Origin of the sequence: Streptomyces cyaneofuscatus, from assembly GCF_033109485.1 — a bacterium.
In the GTDB taxonomy this organism is placed as follows: domain Bacteria; phylum Actinomycetota; class Actinomycetes; order Streptomycetales; family Streptomycetaceae; genus Streptomyces; species Streptomyces cyaneofuscatus.
Window position 1 is genome coordinate 7,446,312 of the sequence record NZ_CP137002.1, and the last position, 25,994, is coordinate 7,472,305.

Below are 25,994 nucleotides of genomic sequence, written 5' to 3' on the forward strand. Positions count from 1 at the left end.
TCGATGCCACAGGTGTTCGCGAAGACGACCGAGCCACCACCAACCGAGCCACCCCCGGCCGCGCCGTCGCGGTCCTCGCGCCGCAGGACACGCCGGCTCCTCGGCCTGGCCGCCGCCGTCGCCACGCTGCTCGTGGCGGTGCTGCTCAGCGTCGCGATCGGCTCGGCGATGCTCCCCCTCGACGTGGTGTGGCAGGCGCTGACCGCTCCCGACGGCTCCGCCTCGCACGCCACGGTCAGCGGCGCCCGCGTGGACCGTACGCTGCTCGGCATCGTCGTCGGCATGTCCCTGGGCGTCGCGGGGGCGCTCATGCAGGCCCTCACCCGCAATCCGCTCGCCGATCCGGGGGTCCTCGGCGTCAACGCCGGCGCGGGTTTCGCCGTCACTCTCGGCGTGGCCGTCTTCGGCGTCACGCGCATCGAGCAGTACCTGCCCTTCGCCTTCGTCGGTGCCGTCGCCGGGGCGGCGGTGGTCTACCTCGCCGCGAGCGGCGGCCGGGCCGGGCCCTCGCCGCTCAGGCTCACCCTCGTCGGGGTCGCCTTCACGGCGGTGCTGAACGGCATCTCCCAGACCCTGGCGCTGATCGACACGGAGACCTTCGACCGCATGAGGTTCTGGGGAGCGGGCACCGTCACCGACCGCCCGACGGGCACCGCCGGTGACATCGTGCCGTTCGTCCTGGCCGGTCTGGTGGTCGCCGTCTGCTGTGCGCGCCCGCTCAACGCGATCGCCCTCGGCGACGACGCGGGACGGGCGGTCGGTCTGCGGGTCGGCGCGACCCGGGGCGGTGTGGTGGTCGCGGTGGCCCTGCTGTGCGGTGCGGCGACGGCCGCGGCGGGCCCGCTGATGTTCGTCGGCCTCATGGTGCCGCACGCCGTGCGATGGCTCACCGGGCCCGACTGGCGCTGGATCCTCGCCTACTCCGCCGTCCTCGCCCCGGCGATCGTGCTGGTCGCCGACGTCCTGGGCCGGCTGATCGTGATCCCGGCCGAGCTGCCGGTCGGCGTCATGATGCCGGTCATCGGCGCGCCCGTCCTGATCCTGCTCGTCCGCGGAAGCCGGGTGAGGGAGCTGTGAACGGGGTGTTCGTCCTCAGGGCGGGGTCCCTGAGCCTGAGAGCGGCGCGCCGCTCGGTCGTCGTGTGCGCGCTGCTGGGGGCGGCGCTGGTCGCGCTGGCCCTGTGGGCCTTCACCCTCGGCAGCTACCCGCTGAGCCTCGGCGACCTGGCCGCGGTCATGTCGGGCACGGCGGGGAACGGGGTCCGCACCGTGGTCCTGGAGTGGCGGGCGCCGCGCATCGTCGCCGCCGTCCTGTTCGGGGCCGCGCTCGCCGTGGGCGGCGCGATCTTCCAGTCGCTGACCCGCAACCCGCTCGGCAGCCCCGACGTCATCGGCTTCACCACCGGCTCCTACACCGGCGTCGTCCTCACGCTGCTGGCGGGCGCGAGCAGTTACTCGGTCCTCGCGGCGGGTGCGCTCGGCGGCGGGCTCATCACCGCGTTCGCCGTGTACCTGCTGGCGTTCCGGCGGGGCGTGCGGGGCTTCCGGCTCATCATCGTCGGCATCGCGGTCGGCGCGCTGCTGTCCTCGGTCAACACGTGGTTCCTGGTGAAGGCCGATGTGGACACCGCGCTGCGGGCGGCGGTGTGGGGCGCCGGTTCGCTGAGCGCCATCGGCTGGCCCGCCGTCACGATGGCCGCCGTCCTGACGGCGGTGGTCGCGACGGCGGCCCCGGTGGCGCAGCGCCGGATGCGGTGGCTCGAACTGGGCGACGACACGGCGGCGATGCTGGGGGTGCCCGTCGAGCGTACGAAGCTGCTGCTGGTCGTCCTCGGCGTGGCCGCGACCGCCGCGGTGACCGCCGCGGCGGGCCCCATCGCCTTCGTCGCGCTGGCGGCGCCGCAGATCGCCCGCCGCCTCACCGGACGCGGAACGGTCGACCTCACCGGTGCCGCGCTCGTCGGCGCGCTCCTGCTGCTCGGCGCCGACCTCGTGGCGCAGCACGCGATACCGGGTGTGTCGCTGCCGACGGGCGCGGTCACCGTGTGCGTGGGCGGGGCGTATCTGCTGGTGCTGCTGGTGCGGGAGTCGCGGCGGGGGGCGAGATGAACGTTTCTTCCGGGGGTGGTCAGTCGGCGGGAGCGCCCCAGGCGTGAGGGGAGGAACGTCTCTGCGGGCTGCTCGGGCTGCTCGGGCTGCTCGGGCTGCTCGGGCTGCTGGGACTGCTGGGACTGCCGGGACTGCCCGGGCGGTCGTCCGACGGCTTGCGGGAGGCGGTCCAGATGGCCTCGATGCCGAGCGGACGGTAGCCGTCGTCCGGTGTCCGTGGCGAGGAGCTGGAACGTTCCTGCGAATGAACATGCGTCAAGGGCGTCGGCAGCGCCTTGCGTTCGATGCCTCCCAGGCGTCGTTCGAAGTCGGCCTGGAGCCGGTTCATGGTGTCGAGGAAGTCCTCGAGCGGAATGCTTCCTTCGTACATCTGCTCCTCTTTTCCCGCGTCGTCTGTTCCTGCGTCGTCCCGCGCGGTACGGCCTCGAAAGTCGTCAAAATCGAAACGGAATAGGCTTTCCGTCGTTGCACCCCGCACAACGATCTCTTCCTGCGGGGGGAATGCTGCATTCGGGTGAACCGCGGGCCTGACGGGGCGCGGTCGCTCGGTGGCGCCGCCGGGACCGGGAGGGTCATGGTGTCCGTGCGCCCGCCGTGCCGGCCGGCCGGTGCGACACTGCACCACGACGCCCTTGCGGAGCGCGTACGCGGCCACCAGCACTCCGCCGGGCGGGTGGCCAGGGTGCCGCCCGGGCCTGCCCCGCCGTACCGTTTGCGGACCCGGGGACATCAGGTTTGAGTGGATGGGACCCCCCATCCGCTCATCTGGAGCTGGCATGTCGATGGCATTCGGTTCTCCCTCCGGTTCGCCGGACCCCTTCAGTGACCTGCTGAATCGTTTCTTCGGGATGTCGCCGGCATCGTCGCCCCCGGCTGTGCAGCGCGTCCCCATCGGCCGCCTCCTCACGGAGTCCTCGCGCGAGCTCCTGGACGCGGCGGCCCGCAGAGCGGTCCAGGACGGCACGTCCGACCTCGACACGGAGCACCTGCTGTGGGCCGCCACCCAGGTCGAGCCCACCCGGAGGCTGCTCGCCCAGGCCGGGGTCGACCCCGGGCGGCTCGGCGACCGGATCGCCGAGGTGCTGCCCCGGGAGTCCCAGGAACCGTCCTCCGAGCCCGGCCTCACCCCGGCCGCCAAGCGGACCCTCGCCCTCGCCCACGCCAGGTCGCAGGCGGCGGAGGTCTCGTACATCGGGCCCGAGCACATCCTCGGCGCGCTCCTCGCCGACGCCGACTCCGGCGCCTCCCGGTTCCTGCGCGCCGAGGACCTGGACGTAGGGGAGCTGCGCGGAGCGACGAGCCGGGCGTCCGGCGCGAACGGGGCCCCGGCCGGTGGCGGGCAGCCGTCCGAGACGCTGGACGAGTTCGGCAGGGACCTGACGGAGGAGGCCAGGGCGGGCAGGCTCGACCCGGTGGTGGGCAGGGCCGAGGAGATCGAGCAGACCATCGAGATCCTGTCGCGGCGCTCCAAGAACAACCCCGTGCTCATCGGTGAGCCGGGCGTCGGCAAGACCGCCATCGTGGAGGGGCTCGCCCAGCGCATCGTCGCGGGCGAGGTCCCCGACACCCTCAAGGACAAGCGGGTCGTCTCGCTGGACCTGTCCGGCATGGTGGCCGGAGCCCAGTACCGCGGCCAGTTCGAGGAGCGGCTGAAGAAGGTCATCGAGGACGTGCAGAAGGCGGAAGGGGAGATCATCCTCTTCATCGACGAACTCCACACCGTCGTCGGAGCGGGCGCGACGGGCGAGGGTTCGATGGACGCGGGCAACATGCTCAAGCCCGCCCTCGCCCGTGGCGAGCTCCATGTGGTCGGCGCGACGACGATCGACGAGTACCGCAAGCACATCGAGAAGGACGCCGCCCTGGAGCGCCGCTTCCAGCCCGTCCTGATCCCGGAGCCCACCGTCGAGGAGACCGTACAGATCCTCGAAGGGCTGCGGGACGCCTACGAGGCCCACCATCAGGTCCGCTTCGCCGACGGGGCGCTGACGGCGGCCGCCGAGCTGTCGGACCGCTACATCAGCGACCGCTTCCTCCCCGACAAGGCCATCGACCTGATGGACCAGGCCGGTGCCCGCGTACGGCTGCGCAGCGCGAACCGCTCCACCGAGGTCGTCAGCCGGGAGGACCGCCTCGCGAAGCTGCGCCGGGAGAAGGACCAGGCCGTGGCGGCGGAGGAGTTCGAGCGGGCCAAGGAGCTGAAGGAGCAGATCGCCGAGGTGGAGGGCGAGCTCGCGGGCATCGAGGAGCGGAGGGAGGGCGTCGTCTCCGTGACGGCCTCCGACATCGCCGACATCGTCTCCCGCCGTACCGGAATTCCGGTCTCCCAGCTCACCGCGGGCGAGAAGGAGAAGCTCCTCAGGCTGGAGGAGGAGATGCACGCCCGGATCGTCGGCCAGGACGAGGCGGTCACCGCGGTCTCCCAGGCTGTACGCCGTAACCGGGCGGGCATGGGCGACCCCAACCGGCCCGTCGGCTCGTTCCTCTTCCTCGGTCCCACCGGCGTCGGCAAGACCGAGCTGGCCAAGACGCTGGCCGAGCTGCTGTTCGGCGCCGACGACCGCATGATCCGGTTCGACATGAGCGAGTTCCAGGAGAAGCACACGGTCGCCCGGCTCGTCGGAGCGCCTCCCGGATACGTCGGCTACGACGAGGCCGGCCAGCTCACCGAGAAGGTGCGGCGCAATCCGTACAGCGTGGTGCTGTTCGACGAGGTCGAGAAGGCGCACCCCGATGTCTTCAACACGCTGCTCCAGATCCTCGACGACGGCCGGCTGACGGACGGCCAGGGCCGCACGGTCGACTTCCGCCACTGCGTCGTCATCATGACGTCCAACATCGGCGCCCACCGCATCCTCGCCCATCAGGGCGATGCCGCCGAGCTCAAGGACGAGCTGATGGAGGATCTGCGCGGCCGGTTCCTGCCCGAGTTCCTCAACCGCATCGACGACATCATCGTCTTCCACAGCCTCACGGAGGACGACCTGTCCGAGATCGTCGAGCACCTGCTGGACCGCAGCAAGCACCGCGTCCACGCGCAGGGCCTGACGCTGGACGTCACCGAGGCGGCGAAGAAGCTCCTCGTTGCCCACGGCTACCAGCCGGAGTTCGGCGCCCGCCCGCTGCGCCGCACGATCCAGACCGAACTCGACAACCGCATCGCCTCCTTGCTCCTCGGCGGCGAGGCCGAACCGGGCGACACGATCGTCGCCGATGTGAAGGACGACTCCCTCCACTGCACGATCCGTAGCGACGACAAGGAGTGACCGATGGCTCACCACCACCACAAGTCGAACGAAGAGGTCGAGGGCGACCCCGACACCGGCCACAGCCGTGGCATGCCCCGCCGACCGGACGAGAAGAAACTCGACGAGCGCCTGGAGAAGGACCGCGAGGAGGTACGCCGTCCTCCGGAGGAGGACGGCCGGGCCGACTAGCGGGCACTGGGAGCGGCTTCAGCGCCCCCGTGCCGTCCGGCCGAGGGCGAACCGGGCGATGCCCGGCCGCCCTTCGACCAGGTCGGCGGCGAGTTCGCCGATGGCGGGTCCGAACTTGAAGCCGTGCCCGGAGAAGCCGGCCAGCACGGTGACCGGGCCCTGCCGGTCGATGACGAAGTCCTCGTCGGGCGTCGTGGTGTAGAGGCAGGTGAGGGGGGCCGGCTCGGTGCCGGCCACGCCGGGCAGCCACTCCTCGGCGTAGGCGCGGAGGCGTTCCACCGCCGCCGGGTCCGGCGTACGGTCGCGGTGGTCGGGGTCCACGACCGGTCCGACGCCGTGCAGCCCGATCTTGACGCCGTCCACGCTGCCGAGCCCGTACAGCCCGCCCGGCACGTGCCACCCGGCCCCCGGGTGGTGGATGAACGACGGCCACTCCAGCGCGTCCGGGACCGGGAAGTGCACCGGCTGCTCCTGGGTGACCCGCATCGGCGGCAGGCCATTCACCAGGTCCGGCAGGAAACCCGGCGCCCAGCCGCCCACGGCGACCACGACCGCGTCCGCCGTCAGCGCCTCGTCGGCGTCCGTGACGACGGTGACGCCGCCCCCGGTACGCCCGGTGTCCCGGATCTCCGTGACGCGCACCCCGTGCCGCACCTCGGCGCCGCGCTGCCCGGCCGCCTTGAGCAGTGCGGCTACGGCGTCGTCGGCGTGCACCCGCCCGGCGTCCGGGTGGAACAGCGCGGTGGTGTCGGCCCGCAGCCCCGGCCACCGGTCGGCCACCTCCCCGGGGGACAGACGCTGCGCGGTCCGCCCCGCCCCGGCGAGCACGCCGGCCAGCCGCTCCACCGCCTCGGGCAGACCGTGGTCGACGGCCCCGGTGAGCGTCAGCACCGACTGCCGGCTCTCCTCCTCCAGCCGCCGCCACAGGGGCAGCGCCCGCAGTGCCAGCTCCGTGTACGAGGGCTCCGCGTACGCCAGCCGGAAGATCCGGGAGGTGCCGTACGAGCTGCCGCGGTCATGGCCCGGGCCGAAACGTTCCAGCACGGTGACCTGGTGGCCGCGTACCGAGAGGCGCCAGGCGGCGGCCGCCCCCATCAGCCCGCCACCGACGACGAGAACCCGTAGAGCCATGATCCTGTGTCCTTTCCTGTGCTGAGGGTGGCCACCGCTCAGCCGATGGCGATCCGCGTCTTCCAGTAGCTCGCCGTTCCGATGACCTCCGTACCCGAACCTGAGAGGGCTGTGCGACTACCGGGGTAGAACCGTACGGTGCCGTTGGTCCGGACGGTCCAGATGTCCGGGATGGCGTCGCTGTTGGCGTCCGGCGTGCCGATGAGCAGGTAGATGCTGCTGCTGCCCCAGCCCGAGGCGCCGTAGACGGTGTCCTCACCTCCTGCGGAGTTCGCGGCGGAGGCCAGGGATGTCAGATCGACGCCGCCGCTGCTCGCCTTGATGCCCTTGCGCAGGAGGAGCCGACCGGAGACATCGGTGCGGTACACCAGGTCCGTCACGCCGTCGCCGCTGATATCCGCCACTGTGACGATGTCCCGATCGGTCCAGGCGGTGGAGGAGAGCCGGATCGCCTGGTCGATCGTGGCGCCGTGGTAACCCGTGAAGGCCCACAGCGCGTCGCCCACGGTGGCGAAGAAGTCCGTGCGGCCGTCCCCCGTGGCGTCGCCTGCCGAGACGATCTGGGTGATGGAGGCGGGGTTGGGCGCGTTGGACGGGAGGAGGATCTCGACACGGCGGTCGATGTCGAGCGCACCGTAGCCGTCACCCGGGTACACCCACAGCTTCTCGCCGAGCCGGACGACCAGGTCCTGAAGGCCGTCACCGCCGTAGATGTCACCGTTGTGCGTGATCAGCGCCCCCTTGAAGTGGCCGGACGGCGCTCCGACGAAAGGCGGCAGGTCGTCGCCGTTCGGGTCCTTGGCGGGGTTCGCCCGGTAGGCGCCGGACATCGAGTAGTCCAGGTCGCCCGTGCCCTTGGTGAGATCGGTGGTGGCCTGGGAGGGGTACATGGCCAAGTTGCCCGCCTCCGTGACCACCATCAGGTCGGGCAGCTTGTCGCCGGTGAAGTCGCCGGGGGCATCGGCCTGGTCGCGCGGGGTGACGTAGAAGAAGTACTTCGTCGGCTGCGAGGGGTTGCCCGCAGCGTCCACGGCTCGCACGTACAGCACATTGGGTCCCGCCGTGGGCGGCTTCGTGTTCGCGAGAGTGGCACTCACGCTCGTGGCCGTACCCGAGGTCCGGCTCAGGGAGAAGGGGTAGCTCGCCGAATTGAAGCCGTACTCGTAGCGGACGACATCCGTGCTGAGCGCGCGCACGGTGAAGGAGCCGGGCGTGCCGAACTTCTTCGTGGACCAGTTGGCGTCCTCGGCGTCGTTGCCGAAGCCGTTGTCGGCGCCGTCGGCGTTCGGGAAGTCGGTGCTGCTCACCTTCGGGGGCTTGGGCGCGGTGGTGTCGAGGACGAACCGGCACGGAGTCTTGGCCGGCGTGTACGCGGAGCTGGCGTTCGCGTCGTCCACGGCGCGTACCCGCCAGGAGTACAGGGTGCCGTTGGTGAGCTTGCTCGTGGGAAAGCCGCTGGTGGTGCGCAGGGCGGTGGTCTTGTCGCCGCCCACCGAGACCTTGCCCGTGGAGCCCAGCAGGTCACCTGTGGTGTCCCACTTGCCGTGCGGCCACAGGTCGAAGTCGAGATGGTCGAGGTTCTTGTCCTTGTCGGCACCTCGCGCGGTGAACGTCAGGTTCCCCGAGCCCATCCGGACGTAGGGCTCGGTGGTGGTGCACTTGGCGTCCGGGCCCAGGTCGAGCGACTTGGAGTCGATGGTCGGCTTGCGGTTGTAGACCAGCTCCAGAACCGGGGCGCTGTCGCCGTTCGCCCGGAACTTCTTCCACGCGTACTGCGAGTCCTCGTCGGCGGCCCGCAGACCGAAGGTGATGGAATCCCTGCCCTCGTCGGCCCGCTTCTGAGCGGCCTTGCGGACATCGAAGGTCTCGTACGCGTCCCGGCACCCGGACTTGTAGCCGTGCGCGAAGCTCCGGGACGCGAACTTGTTGCCGTCGTGCAGTTTGGGTGCGTTCTTCCAGTTGGTGTGCCCGTTGACCGCCCCCGTGAGATGCACACTCATCGACCGGGCGCTGCACGACCAGGCGTACGTCTCCAGCAGGCGCAGCTTCGCGCTCGTGATGCTGGTGCCCTTGAGGTCCTTGTCGAAAGCGATGTTGAAGTACGAGCGCGACGTGCCCCAGGTGTCCGACTCGAAGCCGACCCGTGCCTCATGGGTGCCACCCTTGTTGAATCCCTTGCCGTTGTAGAACGTGGCGTTGGGATGACGGCTGTACGCGGTGGTCCAGCTCTGGGTGTGCTTCTTCACCGACGGGTCGATGAACACCGGGTACTTGGTGGCCGGGTCGGAGAGGAAGTCCAGGGCGGGGGAGAGCACCCAGTTCGCGCCGGACAGATCGACCTCGACGAGCTCGCCGCGCGATTCCGGCGAGGGCCCGTCGAGTCCGGGCAGGCCGAGCGTGGCGGAGGAATCGGTCTGCGAGGGGGCGGGTGTCGGTTCCGGGGGCACGGTCGGCAGCGGGGGCTCCACCACCGGTGGCGGCGTGCCGTCGGTGGCCTCCGGCAGGGCCTCGGGGGCGGTGTCCCCCTGCTCATCGGTCTCGATCGACTCCTCGGACGGACTCGGGCCGGCCGTCGGCTCATCGGTGGCCGGTGCGCTGGGCTGCGGGCTCTCCTCGGCGGTCGGCTGAGCCGTGGCTCCCACACTCCCGTCGGTGACCGCCGGTGAGCCGGAGCTGTCCCACATCAGCGGGGTCGGCGAGACGGCGACCTCGTTCCCGTAGGCGTTCTGCGCGCTGAGCACGCTGGTCACCGGGTCGAGCCGGAACGTCAGGTCGGGGGAGGCGAGTCCGTACGACAACTGCTGGGCCCGCGGGTCGGAGGCGGCCGCGCGGTTCTTGAGCACGAGCAGTTGGGCGAAGCCGTCGTCGTCGGCGGTCAGGACGAGGTCGGCACCGGGGAAGACCTCCGGATACAGCGCGCGCGAGCCGTCGATGACCGGGGTGGGTACCGGGCCCGGCCAGGACAGCTGGATGGTGTAGCCGCCGACGGTGAGGGTGACCAGAGGGGTCTCGGTCCCTGCGGCGGAACGGACGCCCTTGACCAGGGAGATCCGGCGGACGTCGGAGCGTGAGGCGCGGCCTTCAGGACTGCCGTCGGCTGTCGTGCCAGCGGCTTTGCCACTGCCGCTGCCCGCCGCCGAGCCTGCCGAGAACACCATCCGGGTGTTCGTCGCCTTCGGCTCCCAGCCCGCTTCCGTGCGCCGGAGGTCGTAGTCGATGGGCTTCCACTCGCCATCCACCTTGGCCTGGACCGGTGAGGAGTAGAGCCTCTTCGCCAGGAACCCGTCGGGCCGCGCCCAGGTGGTCGACCTGGCGGTGCGCATGCCGGTGACTTCGACGGCTTCGCCCGTCCTCGCCGCTCGAGTCAGGGCCGTGGCCTCGGTGACCGGACCGGGTGTCCGGGCGCCGCCCGGAGCGTTGCCCGCACCGGAGTCGTCCAGGCCGAAGCCGATGAAGGTGAGACCGGTGGCGGCGACTGCCGCGGTCAGTACGGCGGCGGCTGTCCGTCTTGCGGGCACGCCAAGCCGGTTGCGCTCCTTGCGCGTCATCGGGCGAGTTTCCCTTCCCCCTGAGAACCGGCGCAGGTCAGGCCTCGGCCGGGCGTGCCGATGATGACCTATGAGCGGGCTGCCGTCACGCTTCGCTTCCTGGCGAGAGAGGCAGCGGTTCGGCCGGGCGGCGGGCGGGAGCGGTGAAGGTGAGCAGTCGCCCACATCATCGCGGGACGGTCGCCTGCCGGGCAAAAGCTGTATAGAGCCCCAAACTTCCCCTTCTCATCGGGTGTTTACGGAAGAAATTCCAGAAGTACGCGGTAAGCGATGATCATGTCCATGCCTGCCTGTAGGCCGTATATGTCGCCCTTGTTGCTCATCACCTGACATGTCCCACTAAGGGCCGTGGTGATGATCACAACGGCCCTGTCGATCTAGCGGAACTTCACGAAGTACCCACAGAATCACCGCATCTGATGTGCCATCACGCGTGGTCCTTTCCTGGTCCCGCCTCAAGTGGTCCGGGGGACCCCGTCGTGTTCGGTCGCTCTTCGCATGCCCGTCGTCGCCGTGTGCGCCGCCTACGCGCGGTCGCTGTACCCGCCCTCGGCGCTGCCCTGCTCGTCACCCTCCTGCCGTCCCCGTCACTGGCCCTGCCCCCCGATCCCTCGGTGGCCGAGAAGGGGCGCGAAACTCTCGTCCTGGAGTCGCTCGGACAGGAGAGGACCATCACGGGCGAGACCTTCGAGCGTGACCTGGAATCACTGAAGGCAAAGGTCCCCGCCGACCTGGAGCAGGCCCCGACCGGTACGGCCACGGCACCGGCACCCGACACCGGCACGGTGACCTTCGGTTCGAGGACAACCGCGGCGCGGACTGTCTCCTCGGTCCGCCAGACCGGCCTCACCCCCGTCGACAACCTCCCCGTCAGCCTCGGACAGGCCCCCGACCAGGCCGCGCCCACCGGCACCTGGAACGTGCAGCTCTACGCCCGCGGCGCCTCCGTCTCCCAGGGCGTCGACGGCGCCGTGGTCAGGGTCCAGGCGCCGGCCGCCGGTTCCGTGCCGGTCTCCGTCGAGCTCGACTACACCGGATTCAAGAACCTCTACGGCGCGGACTGGGCCTCCCGGCTGCGCTTCGTACAGTTCCCCGAGTGCTACTTGACGACGCCGGAGGTCGAGGCGTGCCAGGAGTACGAGGAGCTGGAGACCCGTAACGACACCAGGACGCAGTCGATCACGGCGACGGTGGACACGGCGGCCGACGGGACGGTCACCCAGACTTCGGCCACGGAGGAGGCCGCCTCCCACGGTCCATCGACCGTCCAGGCCGCCTACCGCACGTCGAGGAGCACGTCGGCCGTCCCCGCGGCGGCGAGCGGCGACTCCGCCGTGATCGGCGCGGTCGACTCCGGTGGGGGCGTGGGCGGGACCTTCAAGGCCACACCCCTGGCATCCAACGGGAAGTGGCAGGCGGGCGGCTCCTCGGGCGCCTTCATGTGGTCCTATCCACTGGCGATACCAGCCGCGCCCGCAGGGCCCGTGCCCGGTGTCTCCTTCACCTACAACTCCCAGAGCGTGGACGGCCGTACCGCGATCGCCTCACCGCAGTCCTCCTGGATCGGTGAAGGCTGGGAGTACGACCCCGGCCACATCGAACGCCGCTACCGGACCTGCAAGGACGATCGCAAACCGCTGAAGTCCGGCACGCCCAACAACACCGCCAAGAAGGACAAGACGTCCGACCTGTGCTGGACCTCCTACAACGCGGTGATGTCCTTGGCGGGCAAGACCACGGAACTGGTACGGGACGCGGCTGCCGGCAGCGATCCCGAGAAGGACACCGAGGTCTACCGCCCCCAGCAGGACGACGGCACCCGCGTCGAGCACCGGACCGGCGGCAGCAACGGTGACAACAACGGTGAGTACTGGGTCGTCACCACCGTGGACGGCACCACCTACTACTACGGCCTCAACCAGGTCGGCGGGGGTCACGCCGACACCCGGTCGGTCTCCACCGTCCCCGTCTTCGGCAACCACCCGAGCGAGCCCTGCCACGCCACGGCGTTCGCCGACTCCCGTTGCGGGGCCGGCAAGAAGCAGGCATGGCGCTGGGGCCTGGACAAGGTCGTCGACGTTCACGGCAATGTGATGGTCATCAACTGGAAGCAGGAGACGAACCACTACTCGGTCAAGAAGAAGTTCAAGTCTCCCGAACAGTACGACCGCTTCGCCTACCCGACGTCGATCGAGTACGGCATGCGCTCGGACCTCACCAAGCCTTCGGCGACCGTCGAGTTCGGGGTGAAGCAGCGCTGCCTGAAGTCGGAGGCGGCCTGTGACCCGGCGAACTTCGCCAAGACCGACGACCCCGGCGCGTACCGCCCCTGGTGGGACACCCCCGGCAACCTCAACTGCAAGTCGGGATCGAAGCTCTGCCCGCCCTTCCCGTCCTTCTGGACGCAGATGCGTCTGGACACGGTCACGACGAAGGGCGCCCGGCCCGGCCAGACCGGCCTAGGCAAGGTGGACACGTACCAACTCCACCAGTCCTTCCCCGAGGACTGGTACGACACCTCCCCGGGCCTCTGGCTCAACTCGATCACGCGCCGCGGGTTCGCCCCCGGCGACACCACCGGAATCCTCCAGCACAAGGACGGTGTCAGCTTCTCGGAATACTCCGTCGGCCCCACGTCACCGCTGCGCGCCCGCCTGCTGGACCGTCAGCTCGCCAACCTGGTCCCGAAGGGCGGGAACGACCAGCGCCCCGGCTTCACCCGGCCCCGCATCGGCACCGTCGCCACCGAGTACGGAGGCGACATCGAGGTCGAGTACAAGGGCGGCTGCACCAGCGAACCGGCCGAGGACAAGGGCAGGAACAACAGCACGTGCTTCCCCGTGCGCTGGTCCCCCGACGATGACGAGAGGACGCCCGCGAAGTCCTGGTTCAACAAGTACGTCGTCCACTCGGTGACCGAGACCGACAAGGTCACCTCCCACGGCAAGCCCATCCACACGACGTACGCCTACACCGGACCCGCCTGGGCCAAGAGCGTCGACGAGTTCACCCGGCCCGCCCTTCAGACCTACAGCGACTGGCGCGGCTTCCGTCAGGTGGCTGTCACCAAGGGGAGCAAATCCAGCTCGCAACAGGGTGATCCGCAGTCCCAGTCGTACTCCGTGACACGCTACTTCCAAGGGGTCGGCGGTACGGTCCAGGACTCCACCGGCGCCTACACGCTGGTGGAGGAGGACGCGCCGCAGTACGCGGGCCTGACTGCGGAGAGCATCACCTACCTCAACTCCGACAAACGGGTCCAGAAGCGCACACTGAACCACCCCTGGTCGAAGGAGACGGCCTCCCGCGCCCGTGAGGCGGAGACCGGCGCGGATCTGGAGCCGCTCCTCGCCCATCGCGCCGCGATCAGACGTACCGACGAGATACAGACGGCCGACACGAGCTGGCGCTCGGTACGCACACTGACCTCCTTCGAGGGCACCTACGGCCTCCCGTACCAGATCGAGACGGCAGTGGTGAGGCCCGGCGGCACAGGGGGCGAGACCCTCTCCAACCAGAGCTGCACCAGGACGTCCTACCTTCACAACACCTCGGCGTGGCTGATCGGCCTGACCAAGGAGCAGCGCACCACAGCCACCTCCTGCGCAAACCACGACACCGCCGACCCGGCCAAGCTGCTCAAGTCCGCGGTGCGCTACACCTACGACAAGCAGGCGTACGGGGTGGCTCCGACCCGCGGTGAGATCACCACCAGGGCCGAGACCGACGGCGCGGGCACCTCGTACGCGAGGGTCACCGAGATGACCTACGACACGCTGGGCCGCAAGCGCACCGTCACCGAGCCCGGCAAGGGAACGACCGAGACGCAGTACACGCCGCCGGAGGGCGGCCCGGTCACCTCGATCAAGGCGATCAACGCCAAGGGCCACGCCAGCGTCACGACCTTCGACCCGGGACGCAGCCTGGCTCTCACCGTCACCGACCCCAACGGACGGATGACGAGGACCGAGTACGACGCCCTCGGGCGCTCGGTCAAGGGCTGGTCGGCGTCCCGCTCCTCCGGCGGCAATTCCGCGGACGTCCTGATCGAGTACCAGAGCGCCATCGCAACCTCCGTGACGACGCGCCCCGCCGCGGTCACCGTCAGGACTCTCAAGGACGACGGCACCTACGGCAGACACGTCACGGTCTACGACGGCCTGACGCGCAAGGTCCAGACCCAGGAGGACGCCCACGGCCCCGGCCGGATCGTCACGGACACCTCGTACGACGACCACGGGCTGGTCGACGAGCAGACCGCCGGCTACCTGGCCAAGGGCGACCCCGCTCCCGCACTGTTCGTCCCGAAGTCGACCCGGTCGATCCCGAGCTGGACCAAGAACCGCTACGACGGACTGGAGCGGCCGGTCCGCCAGTCGGCCTACTTCGACGGTGACTACCGGTACGCGACGTACACCTACTACAGCGACACCAGCACCTACGTGGACCCCGCGGGCGGAACCGCACCCCGGACCCGGACCCACACCGACGCCCTGGGCCGGGTCACCTCGGTGCTCCACCACAGCCGCACGGCCTCCTCCGACGCCGGACGCTCGACCACGTACGAGTACGACGCCCGCGGCAACCGCACCAAGGTCATCGACCCCGCCGGCAACAGCTGGTCGTACACCTACGACGCACGCGGCCGGGTGACCTCCGCGACGGACCCGGACACCGGCACGACCGAGACCTGGTACGACGCCGCTGACCGCCCCAACAAGGTGACCGACTCCAAGGGGAGGACGACCTACACCGAGTACGACGTACTGGGCCGGGTCACCAAGATCCGTGAGGGGTCCGAGACCGCCACCCCCGTCAAGGAGTTCACCTACGACACGCTCCCTGGCGGCCTCGGCAAGCCGGTGTCATCCGCCCGGAACACCACGACCGGCAACTACGTCAACCGGGTCACGGGCTACGACACCGAGTACCGGCCCACAGGCCGCGAGACGGTCATCCCGTCCAACGCCATGACGAAGGGGGTCGCCGGCACCTACGCCTACGCGTTCACCTACACACCGGTCAGCGGAAAGCCGCAGTCGGCCACCATGCCCGCCGTGGGCGGCCTGGCCGCCGAGAAGGTCATCACGCGCTACAACAGCGACGATCTGGCCGAGTCCACCTCCGGAAGCGCCTGGTACACCTCCGGCGTCACGTACTCGCCGTTCGGTGAGCCCCTTCGCACGGTCTCCGGCTCCCAGCCGGCCCGCGTGTGGACGACCAACTTCATGGATCCGCACACCGGCCGCCTCCAGCGCACCGTCGCCGACCGTGAGACCGCTGGCCCGCACCGCATCGCCGACAACTACTACGCGTACGACGCCTCCGGCACCATCACCTCCAACGCACGCAGCCTTTCCGGAGCATCAGGCACGACCTGGGACACCCAGTGCTTCACCTACGACGCCATGGGCGAGCTCGTGAACGCCTGGACGTCCAGCATCGTCCCGAACGGCAAGGGCACCGGCTGCAAGGCGTCGAACGGCGCGGCCTGGGGCCCCCGCACCGACTACGAGGCCTCGACCGGGCCGGTGGCGGACGCTCCCGACGCGGCGACGGACACGTCCGCCCCCGACGCCTCACTGACGTCGACCCTGGCCGCCGCCGCACCTGATACAGCATCGGTCGCGACGGGGGCCACCGCCTACCGCCAGTCCTTCACCTTCGACTGGCTCGGCAACCGCGCCTCGCTGAAGGAGCACGACCCGGCCGACGCCACGAAGAGCGTCACCTACGGCTACGGCTACGACACCAAGCAGCCCCACGCCGTCGACTGGATCAGCTCCAGCCCGTCCGGCAGGGGAAGCTCCTACACCTACGACCTGGCCGGCAACACCGAGGTCCGCGACCTGTTCGACACCACGCAGGGTCTGACCTGGACCCAGGAGAACCGCCTCGACACGATCACGGCCGACGGCAGCAGCACGTCGTACGTGTACGACGCCGAGGGCAACCGCCTGCTGGAGAAGTCCGAGGCGGGTTCGACCCTGTATCTGGGCGAGACCGAGGTGACGACCAACGCGAGCGGGACCATCATCAAGGCCGCTCGGGCCTACGCCCAGCAAGGTGCCCCGACCGTCATCCGCACCACGGCCAACGGCGCGACCACCGGCCACAAGATCAACGTTCTGCTCGCCGACCACCTCGGCACCTCCAACACCGCGGTCGAGCTGTCCGGTACCCAGCCGGTGACACGTCGCGCCTACAAGCCGTACGGCGAGTTGCGTGGCACCAAGCCCTCCAGCTGGCCCAACAGGCGCGGATACCTCGGTGTGGGCATCGACGACGCGGAGACAGGCCTGACGCACATCGGTGCCCGCGAGTACGACCAGACGTCCGGCCGGTTCCTCTCGGCCGATCCGCTGATCGACATCGCGGACCCGCTCCAGATGAACGGGTACGCCTACAGCAACAACAGCCCGATCAGCAAGAGCGACCCGAGCGGGCTGATGCTCATCCTGATCCCCGGCATGGTCCTGGGCGGCGCCGGCGGAGGCGGCGGCACCCCGCCCGCTCCCAAGCTCACGGACACCAAAACGCCCGACGGCCGCAGGGCGATCTACGACGAGTACGGGATCGGACACGTTGTCGGCGGCTCACCCGACAACGAGGCGTCGAGGCGAGCCATCGACGTCCTGAACGAGGATCTCAGGGCGGCGGGGCTCTACACCGACGGCTCCAACAAGGGGACCGGTGAGATCTACCTGCCGCAGGACGACACCAAGCCCCTGGTGGGCAAGGGCTCGTTCACCGACAAGGACGGAAAGACCAGGCTGAACGGCACCACGTCCGACTTCATCAAGGTCTCCTATCAGGACGGGAAGATCGTCGATGTGATCGACTTCGACGCGACGGGTACCAAGAACGCGGACAAGGCCCTCGGTCTCATCCGGGGTGACATCAACGGGAAGATGGATCCCAACGGCAAGAAGCGGCAGGCGAACAACGTGGTGTACGTCGCCGCGACCGCCGGACAGGCCAGTGAGGTGGCCAACAGCTACAGCGGCGACTCCCGGGTCCGCGTGATCCACCCCGACTCGGGGTTCGACTCGGCCAGAGTCTTCAACGGAGCGACCGGAAAGGTGAACTCCACACGCGTCAGCCCCAGAATCCGCGGCCGAGTCCTGGGCGTCGCGGGATCATTGATGCCGCTCGCCCAGTCCAACAGCTATGTACGCAGCTTCGGACTCTGGGGCGGCATCCAGGAGATGGGCAAGGACTTCTTCGATCCGTTCGGTTTCCACGAGGCCGTGGAGACACCGGACTACAACGGTTCCTGCGATCCGAGCCTGTGCGCCTGAGTTGACGGCATCGCACCATCCGTTCGGCTCCGGTCTCCAAGACCCACGCGGGTCTTGGAGACCGGTCCCTCAGTTCGGAGCCATCACCAGATCGCCGATCACCTGCCGGCCGACCTGCTCGGCCAGCCACGGTGCGCGCTCGGCCTCGACCTGCTTCACATGGACGAAGACGGTGTGGTCGGCCGCGGGCTCCTCCAGTTCGAGGTCGCGGACGTTGACGCACAGCGTCACGAACGCCCCCCTGGCCCCACCGACACCCAAGCCGATTTCGGGGGCCTCGGGCCAGCCCATGAAGTCCCACCGTACGGTGGCCGGGCTGCCGTCCAGCGCGTCGAGAAACGGCCCGACGGGCTCCGGGGAAGCGGCCCAGCCCCTCAGCCGGAGGGGCAGGTGCGTCAACGGGTCGTCGCCCTCGGCCGATGAGGCGTTCCCGCCTCCTTCGCCCCACCACTCCGCCTTCGGGAACAATGTCAGCAGAGGTGTCAGGACATGCGCCGAGGAGATGATCGCCTCGAAATCGACTTCCAGGTCCCGGAGATCGGCGATCCCCAGCAACCGTTCGACCACTCGCAAACCCTCTGAGAGGTCGGCCGTCCTCAGGATGGGCTGCGCATATGAGTTGGACATGGCGGCCATTCTGCCACCGGTACGCCACCGGCCGACGGGGCCCCGGCCCTCTCGTCCGAGGGCCGGCACCGCGGCGGGTCAGGCCGGCCAGGTGCCCGTGACGCGGCGGGTCGCCTGGGCGCCCGAGCGTTCGACCGCGGCCTTGACCACGGCGAAGATCGCGCCCTGTACGGCGGCGGCGAGGAGGATCTGCCCCCACGGGCGCTCCTCGTCCAGGGCGTCGGGGGCGTCGCCCTCACCCTCTATGAGCTTCCACGCCTGCTTGAACGCGGCGCCCGCGATCATGCCGCTGACCGCGCCCAGGGCGAGACCGACCGGCTTGTAGGCGATCTTGGACGCCTTCATCGGTTACGTCCCCGGCTGCGGCGGATCAGCAGGAAGGCGACCACCAGCGCACCGCCCGCGATGAGCGGGGTGCGGTTGGCGCGGGCGGCCGTCGCGGCCCGGTCCGCCTTCTCCAGCAGCGGGTCGGGGGTCTTCTCCGCCGCGTACCGCTTGGCCTGGGCCGCGCTCTCACGCACCTGCGCGGCGGCCTGTGCCGTCTTCTCCAGCACGGCGTCCGGCGTCTGGTCCTTCACCAACTGCGCGGCCTGCTCCGTCTTCTCCCGGATCTGGCCGGAGGCCGCAGCCGCCTTCTCCGCGGCCTGCTCCCTGACCACGGCGGTCTTCTCGGCGGCCTGTTCCTTGACCACCGCGGCCTTCTCCGCGGCCTGTTCCTTCACGGCCGCCGTCTTCTCCTTCGCCTGCGCCTTGATGTCGGCCTTGGCCGCCAGCGCCTCGACGGTCTGCCCGAGTTCGTCGCGCGTCCGCTCGACCTGCTCGCGCAGCTCCTCGGGGGTGGGGGTGCCCATCTTGTTCTGTGATTCGTCGTTCATCGGTGAGCCTTCTCCTTGACCTCGGCCAGATCGGCCTTGACGCTGTCGATGGTCTGTTCGGGTGCGGGGGTGCCTGCCCGGGCGATCTGCTTCTTCCCGGCCAGGGCGGCCACGCCGGCCACCGCCGCCAGCACCGCCGTGACGATGAGCGCCGCCGCCCACACCGGCAGTGCCAGTGCGAGTGCGGCGATGCAGGTCACCACCAGTGCTTGGGCCGCCAGGATGCCGACGAGACCCGCGGCGCCGAAAAGACCGCCGCCCTTCCCGAACCGCTTGCCCTTCTGCGTCATCTCCGAACGTGCCAGCTGCATTTCCTCGCGGACCAGCTCCGAGATCTGCCGCGAGGCACGCGAGACCAGCACACCCACCTGGTCGCCATCGGAGTCGGCCTGCCGCTCTGCTGTGCTCATGATGGGGTCACCTTGCTCTCCTCGATCGGTCGGAATCGTCACGGGGACGGGGGTGGTTGGATCGGAACGCCCCCGTCCGGATGTGTACGCCCTCGTCGTCCGGCTACCCGGCAACGGCGGCGGCACCCGTCCCGCATCACGCGGACTCCGCTCACTGCTCCATACGTCGGCGGTCCCCGTCGCTCCAGGCCCGGGTGTCACGGGGTTCCACGTACGGCTCCTCGTCCTTCGGGTGGCCTCCGGCGATCGCACGCTGGCGGACCATCTCCGCGTCGAACTCCAGCCCCAGGAGGATGGCCAGGTTGGTGATCCACAGCCACACCAGGAAGACGACCACGCCGGCGAGGGCGCCGTAGGTCTTGTTGTACGAGGCGAAGTTCGCGACGTAGAACGCGAAGCCGACCGACGCGGCCAGCCAGATCACCAGGGCCAGGAAGCTGCCCGGCGTCACCCACGTGAAGCCGCGGCCCTTGGCGTTCGGCGCGGCCCAGTAGAGGATCGCGATCATGACGGTGACGAGCAGGACCAGGACCGGCCACTTCGCGATCGACCAGATGGCCAGGGGAGTGTCCCCGATCCCCAGCGCGGCACCGGCCTGCCGTGCCAGACCGCCGGAGAAGACCACGATGAGCGCGCTGGCACACGCCAGGATCATCAACGTCACCGTCAGGGCGAGGCGCAGCGGCAGGACCTTCCACACCGGCCGACCCTCGGGCATGTCATAGATCGAGGCCCAGCAGGGACACCAGCACCAGCAGGGCGGGGAACAGCGCCAGCACCCCGTAGTACGTCAGAGCAGCGGCCCGGTCCGCGAGTTCGTCGTCCTTGAACTCCTTCAGGGTGCCGCGCAGCACCGCCGTCCAGGAGCGCCGGGGCAGCTCGGTCGGACGGTCCGGTGCCCGCTCCTCCACCTGTTCATCAGGTCCCGCTCGGCCGTCACGGCGTACGTTCCCGCCCGCGTGTTCATCGCCGGGTGCCGGCTTCGGTGTGTCTGTCATCCCCAGCGGGTGTCCACCACGGCGGTGCTTCATGTCCCTGAGACGCCGGCCCCGGCGGACTTCCGATTACCTCCGCTCCGTACGCGTGTTCCGCACCGTCCCGGGTACACGCAGCCACATGCAGGCGGGATTCCGCGGCAGCGTCCGGCACAGGGAAGGTCCGTAATGTCGATATCCATGGAGGCCACGACCGGGGTCGCCGCGTCGGCGGCACTCGCGCCTGCGGTACTCCCGCAGATCGACGATCCGCAGAAGATCGCCCCGAAGGACGCCCGGTCGCTGAGCGCGCTCTTCTTCCAGCAGTTGCAGGTCCTCGAAGAAGGCACGCACGAGTACCAGTACGCGCGCAACACCCTCATCGAGATGAACCTGTCGTTGGTCCAGTTCGCCGCGAAGAGGTACCGCAACCGCGGCGACGGCCAGATGGAAGACATCATCCAGGTCGGCACCATCGGCCTGATCAAGGCGATCGACCGCTTCGAGCTGTCGCGCGAGGTCGAGTTCACCTCCTTCGCGATCCCCTACATCGTCGGTGAGATCAAGCGCTTCTTCCGCGACTCCACGTGGTCCGTCCACGTCCCCCGGCGCCTGCAGGAGCTGCGGGTCACCCTGGCCAAGGCCAAGGAGGAGCTCACCTCCACCCTGGGGCACGACCCCGGCGTCGCGGAGCTCGCCGCGCACCTGGACATCTCCGAGGAGGAGGTCATCGACGGCCTCATCGCCTCCAACGGCTACACCGCGGGCTCCATCGACCTCCCGCTCGGCGGGACCGAGCAGGGCGCCTCCGACAGCGGCACCAGCTACGCCGACATCACCGGCGACTGCGACCCGGGCATGGAACTGGTCGAGAACCTCCACGCACTGGCCCCGCTCCTGGAGACGCTGGAGCCCCGCGACCGCGAGATCGTCCGGATGCGCTTCGGCCAGGAGATGACCCAGGCCCAGATCGGCGAACATCTGGGCATCTCCCAGATGCATGTCTCCCGGCTGCTCTCGCGGCTCCTCGCCACGTTGCGGGAAGGCATGCTCACCCAGAACTGAGCCGGAACCCGGTCGAAGGTCGAAGAAGGAACCCCCACAGCGGCCCGCTGTGGGGGTTCTGTCCATACCAGCCATACCAGGACCAGGCCGGCTGTCGGTAGCCCTACCAGGCCGCGAGCCCCGCCGGATCACCCTGCGGGCCGTCGAGCAGCGAGATCTCCACGCGGACGCGCTTCCCCACGGGCTCGCGGCGCACCTCGAAGCTCTCGCAGACCGCGAGAACGATCTCCAGCCCGTGCTGCCCCATGCGCGTCGGGTCGGCCTCCCGGCTGGTGGGCAGCACCGAACCCGTGTCCCACATCGTGATGCTCAACATGCCGTCGCCCGCTTCGAGGTCGAGGAGACACGGGCCGGGCGCGTACTTGCAGACGTTCGTGGCCAGCTCGCTCACCACCAGCTGCGTGACATCCATCGCCCGCTCCGACACGGGCATGCCGTGCAGCGCCTGCGCATCCGTCAGGAAATCCCGGACGAAGGCCCGGGCCCGGGCGATCTCTCCCGAATCCATGTCGTACGCGGCACTGCCCAGCACGGTGCCCGTACCCGCCGCCTGCCCGTCCTGTCCGGTCTCTCGGTCCGTCATCAGCAGTTCCACGTCGTGTCCCCCGTCGGCCAGCTGCACCACACAGCTCTCAAAGCTCTCAAACGCAACCCGCCTACCCGCCGCCACACGTTTCAGTCCCGGGTCAGTCCCAGGGAATTGTCAGCTTCGGGCCACCGGTACGCCGCCTGCCGCATTCCGGTGCCCAACGGGCCCGCGAGCAGGGCCGATCGGCCCTCCCCCCGGACCAGCCCCGCCCGTGATGCTGGTTCCAGCGGCCGGCCGAGGGGCCGGATCGCACGGACGTACGGAGGCAGACTCGTGAAGAAGGCCGTGGTCGTAGGGGTGGACGGTTCGCCGGAGAGTCTGGCGGCGGCCGACTGGGCGGCGCGCGAGGCGTCCCTGCGCGGCCTGCCGCTGCGCATCGTGCACGCCTGGCTCTGGCAGCCGCTGGACATCCCCCTCGTACAGAACCGGGAGACGGAGGCCCAGGCCGCCCGTGCGGTGCTGCGGGAGGCCGAGGACCAGGTGGCCGGGCGGTACCCCGAACTGTCCGTCTCCAGCCGGGTGCTGCCCGAGACGGCGGTCGTGGCGCTGCTGGCCGAGGCCGAGCGGTCCGCGCTGCTCTGCCTGGGGACCCGGGGACACGGGGCCCTGCTCGGCTTCCTCCTCGGCTCCTACGGGCAGCAGGTGATCGCCGGGGCGAACGGTCCGGTCGTCTCCGTACGCGCCTACGACGGTGAGTACCCGGTCCGCGAGAACGGCGAGGTCGTCGTCGGCCAGCAGGGCACCCCCGACGACAGCGCGGACGTGCTCGGCTTCGCCTTCGAGGCCGCTTCCGTACGGGGAGTCCCGCTGCGCGCGGTCCGCGCCTGGAGCCTGCCGCCCGTCTACACCTGGAGCGCCTCCCTGGCCCTCGCCGACGCCTCGGGAGGGCTGGAGCCCTTCGAGCGCAAGGCGCTCCAGGAGGCCCTGGCCCCGTGGCGCGAGAAGTACCCCGAGGTCCAGGTCACGGAGCACGTCGAGATGGGCAGCGCCGGGCAGGTGCTGGTGGAGGAGTCCGCCGAGGCGCAGCTGATGGTGGTCGGGCGGCGCGCCCGCCGGGCACCGATCGGCACCCGGATCGGCTCGGCCGCCCACGCGGTCCTGCACCACGCCCGCTGCCCCGTCGCCGTGGTCCCGCACGCCTGACGCCTCCCCCGGGCCCGCACGCCTGACGCCGGTCCGTCCCGCACGCCTGACGCCTCCCCCGGGCCCGCACGCCTGACGCCGGTCCGTCCCGCACGCCTCACGCCCCCCGGTCGTCCCGCACGCCCGACCACCCCCGTCCCCGCGCGACGAGCCCGCCCTGCCTCCCCGCGGGGCGGGCTCCGACGCTGACGGCCGGGGCGGCCCTCTAGAGTGGCGAGGTAGACGGACGGGGCGGAGGGGAAGAGGGCGCTGTGGGGGATGAGCAGCCGCTGTCGCGGATGCCTCAGATGCGGCTGGACGAGCTGCTGGAGGAGTTGCAGGCGAGGATCAACGCCGCCCGGGGGACCCGCGACCGGGTGCACAGCCTGCTGGAGGCCGTCGTCTCCGTGGGCCGCGAACTGGACCTCTCCCAGGTGCTCCGCCGCATCGTCGAGGCCGGCGCGCACCTCGTGGACGCGCAGTACGGGGCGCTCGGCGTGATCGGACCCGATGGGCGGAGCCTGTCCCAGTTCCTCACCTCGGGGATGACGGCGGAGCAGCGGCGGCGGATCGGACCGCTTCCGGCCGGGCACGGCCTCCTCGGTGAGCTGATCCGGCACCCGGAACCCCTGCGGCTGAGCGAACTGGGCACGCACGAGGCCTCGTTCGGCTTTCCCGAACACCATCCGCCGATGCGTACGTTCCTCGGCGTGCCGATCCGGGTACGCGACGAGGTCTTCGGGAACCTCTACCTCACCGACAAGCGCGACGGCCTTGACTTCGACGCGGAGGACGAGTCCGTGATCACCACCCTGGCGGTGGCGGCCGGGGTGGCGATCGACAACGCCCGCCTGTACGAGAGCGCGCAGCGCCGGCACCGCTGGCTGCGGGCCGGCGCCGAGGTCACCAACCACCTGCTGTCGGGCGACGCCCGCCAGGACGTGCTGGAACTGATCGCGCGACGGGCCGGGGAGATCACCGGCGCCCGCCTGGCGGAGGTGTCCTCGCCCGTCCCCGGCACCGGCGACCTGATCGTGGAGCTGTCCGTCGCGCTGTCAGACGTCGAGGACGGGGGAGACGGCGAGGGCAACGACGGCCTTCAGGGCCGCGTCCTACCGGTCGACGGCACGCTGGCCGGTGCCGCCTCGGCGGAGGGCGCCCAGGTGGTCTCCGCCTGCCTGGGAAAGGACCCCCGCTTCCTCGCCGACCCCCACCTGGCCGCAGGCCCGGGTCCCGCGGTCGCCGTTCCGCTGGGGGCGGCCGGAGCGGATGTCCTGCTGCTGGTCCGCGCGGTCGGCGAACCCGTCTTCACGGAGGCGGACCTGGAGCCGCTGCTGGCCTTCGCGGGGCAGGCGGCGCTCGCCCTGGAACTGGCCGTACGCAGACGGGACGCCGAGCACGTCGCGCTCCTGGAGGACCGGGACCGCATCGCCCGCGACCTCCACGACCTGGCGATCCAGCGCCTCTTCGCGACCGGGATGACGCTCCAGAGCACCGCCCGGCTGATCGAGCACACCGGAGCGGCCGAGCGGGTGGCCCGGGCCGTCGACGATCTGGACGAGACCATCAAGATCATCCGGTCCACCATCTTCGGCCTGCGGGCCCGCGACGACGGCCCCGCCGCCAGCCTGCGCGCCCGGGCCTCGCGCACGGTGGGGGACGCCGTCACCTCACTCGGGTTCCCGCCCCGGCTCAGCATGGAGGGCCTCCTCGACACCGACGTACCCCTCGATGTGGCCGAGCACGTGGTGGCGGCGCTCGGCGAACTCCTCAGCAACACGGCCCGCCACGCGCACGCCAGCCGGGTCGAGGTCAGCCTGAAGGCGACGGCGGACGAGGTGCGCCTGACGGTCTCCGACAACGGCACGGGCATCCCGGAACAGAGCCGCCGCAGCGGCCTGGACAACCTCGCCGAGCGCGCCCGCCAGGCGGGCGGGGCCCTGGAGCTGTCGACGCCCGACGGCGGCGGCAGCCGGCTGGTCTGGCGCGCCCCGCTGAGCCGTTAGGCCGGCGGCGGATGAGGGCCGACCGGCCCTGTTCGCGGGCATCGGCGGTAGGGCACGATCGTCACAGCCCGCCGCGGTGGGCACGGACGAGAGATGACGGAGCGTGTGATGACGGACAGCGGTACGGGCGCCGACGGGAAGGCGCCGGTGACGGTCTTCCTCCTCGACGACCACGAAGTGGTGCGCCGGGGCGTGCACGACCTGCTGGACGCCGAACCCGACCTGACCGTCGTCGGCGAGGCGGGCACCGCCGCCCAGGCCCTCGCCCGCATCCCGGCCCTGCGCCCCCAGGTCGCGGTCCTGGACATCCGCCTGCCCGACGGGGACGGCGTCAGCGTCTGCCGCGAACTGCGCTCCCGGATGCCCGGCCTGGCCTGCCTGATGCTGACGTCCTTCGACGACGAGGAGGCGCTGCTCGACGCCATCGTGGCGGGCGCCTCCGGCTACGTACTGAAGCAGATCACCGGCACCGACCTCGTCCAGGCCGTACGGACGGTCGCCTCCGGCCGGTCGATGCTCGACCCGGGGGCCACCGCACGCGTGATGGCCCGCCTCCGCGACGACGCCGCCCAGGACGACCGGCCCTCGGGGGTGGCGGCGCTGACCGCCCGGGAGCAGGACATCCTCGCGCTCATCGGCGAAGGACTCACCAACCGCGAGATCGGCCTGCGGCTCCACCTCGCCGAGAAGACGGTCAAGAACAACATCTCCCGCATCCTGGCCAAGCTCGGCGTCGAACGCCGCGTCCAGGCCGCGGTCCTCGCCACGGAGGCCCGCCGGCTCGGCTGACCTTCCGACCCG

At 70.4% G+C, this 25,994-nt stretch carries 17 protein-coding genes and 1 pseudogene; 9 read left to right on the top strand and 9 right to left on the bottom strand.

Features of this window, described 5'->3' with window-relative positions; all coding sequences use genetic code 11:
- Positions 1–3 precede the first annotated feature (3 nt).
- Both R2B67_RS33005 and R2B67_RS33010 read left to right on the top strand, forming a co-directional pair.
- Positions 4–1,077, top strand: a complete 1,074-nt coding sequence (locus R2B67_RS33005; RefSeq protein WP_317823439.1) for an iron chelate uptake ABC transporter family permease subunit — start codon at positions 4–6, stop codon at positions 1,075–1,077.
- On the top strand, positions 1,074–2,108 hold the full coding sequence (locus R2B67_RS33010) for a FecCD family ABC transporter permease (RefSeq protein WP_317823441.1): 1,035 nt from the start codon (positions 1,074–1,076) through the stop codon (positions 2,106–2,108). The genes R2B67_RS33005 and R2B67_RS33010 overlap by 4 nt, the downstream gene beginning before the upstream one ends.
- Positions 2,109–2,127: 19 nt before the next feature.
- On the opposite strand, the gene R2B67_RS33015 is transcribed toward R2B67_RS33010, so the two are convergent.
- Positions 2,128–2,478 (bottom strand): hypothetical protein, encoded by a 351-nt coding sequence (locus tag R2B67_RS33015; RefSeq protein ID WP_317823443.1) that lies wholly within the window; start codon positions 2,476–2,478, stop codon positions 2,128–2,130.
- A 406-nt stretch (positions 2,479–2,884) separates the two neighbouring features.
- Between R2B67_RS33015 and R2B67_RS33020 the strand changes: the two genes are divergently transcribed.
- Both R2B67_RS33020 and R2B67_RS33025 read left to right on the top strand, forming a co-directional pair.
- Positions 2,885–5,374, top strand: a complete 2,490-nt coding sequence (locus R2B67_RS33020) for an ATP-dependent Clp protease ATP-binding subunit (protein ID WP_317823444.1) — start codon at positions 2,885–2,887, stop codon at positions 5,372–5,374.
- Positions 5,375–5,377: 3 nt separating this feature from the next.
- The gene (locus R2B67_RS33025; protein WP_018515962.1) at positions 5,378–5,545 is read left to right on the top strand and encodes a hypothetical protein; all 168 of its coding nucleotides are present in this window, start codon (positions 5,378–5,380) and stop codon (positions 5,543–5,545) included.
- Between the two features lie 18 nt (positions 5,546–5,563).
- On the opposite strand, the gene R2B67_RS33030 is transcribed toward R2B67_RS33025, so the two are convergent.
- On the bottom strand, positions 5,564–6,676 hold the full coding sequence (locus R2B67_RS33030) for an FAD-dependent oxidoreductase (protein ID WP_317823445.1): 1,113 nt from the start codon (positions 6,674–6,676) through the stop codon (positions 5,564–5,566).
- Between the two features lie 38 nt (positions 6,677–6,714).
- Positions 6,715–10,224: a DNRLRE domain-containing protein gene (locus tag R2B67_RS33035; RefSeq protein WP_317823447.1), complete on the bottom strand. Its 3,510-nt coding sequence runs from the start codon at positions 10,222–10,224 to the stop codon at positions 6,715–6,717.
- A gap of 419 nt (positions 10,225–10,643) precedes the next feature.
- On the opposite strand from R2B67_RS33035, the gene R2B67_RS33040 reads away from it, so the two are divergent.
- Complete coding sequence (locus tag R2B67_RS33040) at positions 10,644–17,525, top strand: RHS repeat domain-containing protein (protein WP_381074875.1); 6,882 nt, start codon at positions 10,644–10,646, stop codon at positions 17,523–17,525.
- Positions 17,526–17,594: 69 nt separating this feature from the next.
- Here R2B67_RS33040 and R2B67_RS33045 read toward each other — a convergent pair whose 3' ends face one another.
- From R2B67_RS33045 to R2B67_RS33065, 5 genes and pseudogenes are all read right to left on the bottom strand, one after another.
- On the bottom strand, positions 17,595–18,161 hold the full coding sequence (locus R2B67_RS33045; protein ID WP_317823462.1) for a hypothetical protein: 567 nt from the start codon (positions 18,159–18,161) through the stop codon (positions 17,595–17,597).
- 69 nt (positions 18,162–18,230) lie between these two features.
- A complete protein-coding gene (locus R2B67_RS33050; RefSeq protein WP_317823466.1) occupies positions 18,231–18,497 on the bottom strand; it encodes a DUF4235 domain-containing protein in 267 nt (88 codons plus the stop codon).
- The gene (locus R2B67_RS33055) at positions 18,494–19,027 is read right to left on the bottom strand and encodes a DUF3618 domain-containing protein (RefSeq protein WP_317823470.1); all 534 of its coding nucleotides are present in this window, start codon (positions 19,025–19,027) and stop codon (positions 18,494–18,496) included. The genes R2B67_RS33050 and R2B67_RS33055 overlap by 4 nt, the downstream gene beginning before the upstream one ends.
- A complete protein-coding gene (locus R2B67_RS33060) occupies positions 19,024–19,437 on the bottom strand; it encodes a phage holin family protein (protein WP_317823473.1) in 414 nt (137 codons plus the stop codon). The genes R2B67_RS33055 and R2B67_RS33060 overlap by 4 nt, the downstream gene beginning before the upstream one ends.
- A 151-nt stretch (positions 19,438–19,588) precedes the next feature.
- Positions 19,589–20,435: pseudogene (locus R2B67_RS33065) on the bottom strand (YihY/virulence factor BrkB family protein).
- Positions 20,436–20,600: 165 nt separating this feature from the next.
- On the opposite strand from R2B67_RS33065, the gene R2B67_RS33070 reads away from it, so the two are divergent.
- Positions 20,601–21,476 (top strand): RNA polymerase sigma factor SigF, encoded by an 876-nt coding sequence (locus R2B67_RS33070; RefSeq protein WP_381049925.1) that lies wholly within the window; start codon positions 20,601–20,603, stop codon positions 21,474–21,476.
- A gap of 103 nt (positions 21,477–21,579) precedes the next feature.
- Here the strand turns inward: R2B67_RS33070 and R2B67_RS33075 are convergent, their stop codons facing one another.
- Positions 21,580–22,059, bottom strand: a complete 480-nt coding sequence (locus R2B67_RS33075) for an ATP-binding protein (RefSeq protein ID WP_317823475.1) — start codon at positions 22,057–22,059, stop codon at positions 21,580–21,582.
- A 279-nt stretch (positions 22,060–22,338) separates the two neighbouring features.
- Between R2B67_RS33075 and R2B67_RS33080 the strand changes: the two genes are divergently transcribed.
- From R2B67_RS33080 to R2B67_RS33090, 3 genes are all read left to right on the top strand, one after another.
- Positions 22,339–23,208 carry a universal stress protein gene (locus tag R2B67_RS33080; protein ID WP_317823477.1) on the top strand — a complete coding sequence of 290 codons (870 nt, stop codon included), beginning with the start codon at positions 22,339–22,341 and terminating at the stop codon, positions 23,206–23,208.
- Between the two features lie 251 nt (positions 23,209–23,459).
- Positions 23,460–25,193, top strand: coding sequence for a sensor histidine kinase (locus tag R2B67_RS33085; protein ID WP_381074878.1), 1,734 nt, complete (start codon positions 23,460–23,462; stop codon positions 25,191–25,193).
- A 108-nt stretch (positions 25,194–25,301) separates the two neighbouring features.
- Positions 25,302–25,982 carry a response regulator gene (locus R2B67_RS33090; protein ID WP_317825009.1) on the top strand — a complete coding sequence of 227 codons (681 nt, stop codon included), beginning with the start codon at positions 25,302–25,304 and terminating at the stop codon, positions 25,980–25,982.
- The last annotated feature ends 12 nt before the right edge of the window (positions 25,983–25,994 follow it).

Coding starts and splice junctions, on each gene's coding strand:
- R2B67_RS33005 (WP_317823439.1), top strand. CDS start 4: ATGCCACAGGTGTTCGCGAAGACGACCGAGCCACCACCAACCGAGCCA.
- R2B67_RS33015 (WP_317823443.1), bottom strand. CDS start 2,478: ATGTACGAAGGAAGCATTCCGCTCGAGGACTTCCTCGACACCATGAAC.
- R2B67_RS33020 (WP_317823444.1), top strand. CDS start 2,885: ATGTCGATGGCATTCGGTTCTCCCTCCGGTTCGCCGGACCCCTTCAGT.
- R2B67_RS33025 (WP_018515962.1), top strand. CDS start 5,378: ATGGCTCACCACCACCACAAGTCGAACGAAGAGGTCGAGGGCGACCCC.
- R2B67_RS33030 (WP_317823445.1), bottom strand. CDS start 6,676: ATGGCTCTACGGGTTCTCGTCGTCGGTGGCGGGCTGATGGGGGCGGCC.
- R2B67_RS33035 (WP_317823447.1), bottom strand. CDS start 10,224: ATGACGCGCAAGGAGCGCAACCGGCTTGGCGTGCCCGCAAGACGGACA.
- R2B67_RS33040 (WP_381074875.1), top strand. CDS start 10,644: ATGTGCCATCACGCGTGGTCCTTTCCTGGTCCCGCCTCAAGTGGTCCG.
- R2B67_RS33045 (WP_317823462.1), bottom strand. CDS start 18,161: ATGGCCGCCATGTCCAACTCATATGCGCAGCCCATCCTGAGGACGGCC.
- R2B67_RS33050 (WP_317823466.1), bottom strand. CDS start 18,497: ATGAAGGCGTCCAAGATCGCCTACAAGCCGGTCGGTCTCGCCCTGGGC.
- R2B67_RS33055 (WP_317823470.1), bottom strand. CDS start 19,027: ATGAACGACGAATCACAGAACAAGATGGGCACCCCCACCCCCGAGGAG.
- R2B67_RS33060 (WP_317823473.1), bottom strand. CDS start 19,437: ATGAGCACAGCAGAGCGGCAGGCCGACTCCGATGGCGACCAGGTGGGT.
- R2B67_RS33070 (WP_381049925.1), top strand. CDS start 20,601: ATGTCGATATCCATGGAGGCCACGACCGGGGTCGCCGCGTCGGCGGCA.
- R2B67_RS33075 (WP_317823475.1), bottom strand. CDS start 22,059: ATGACGGACCGAGAGACCGGACAGGACGGGCAGGCGGCGGGTACGGGC.
- R2B67_RS33090 (WP_317825009.1), top strand. CDS start 25,302: ATGACGGACAGCGGTACGGGCGCCGACGGGAAGGCGCCGGTGACGGTC.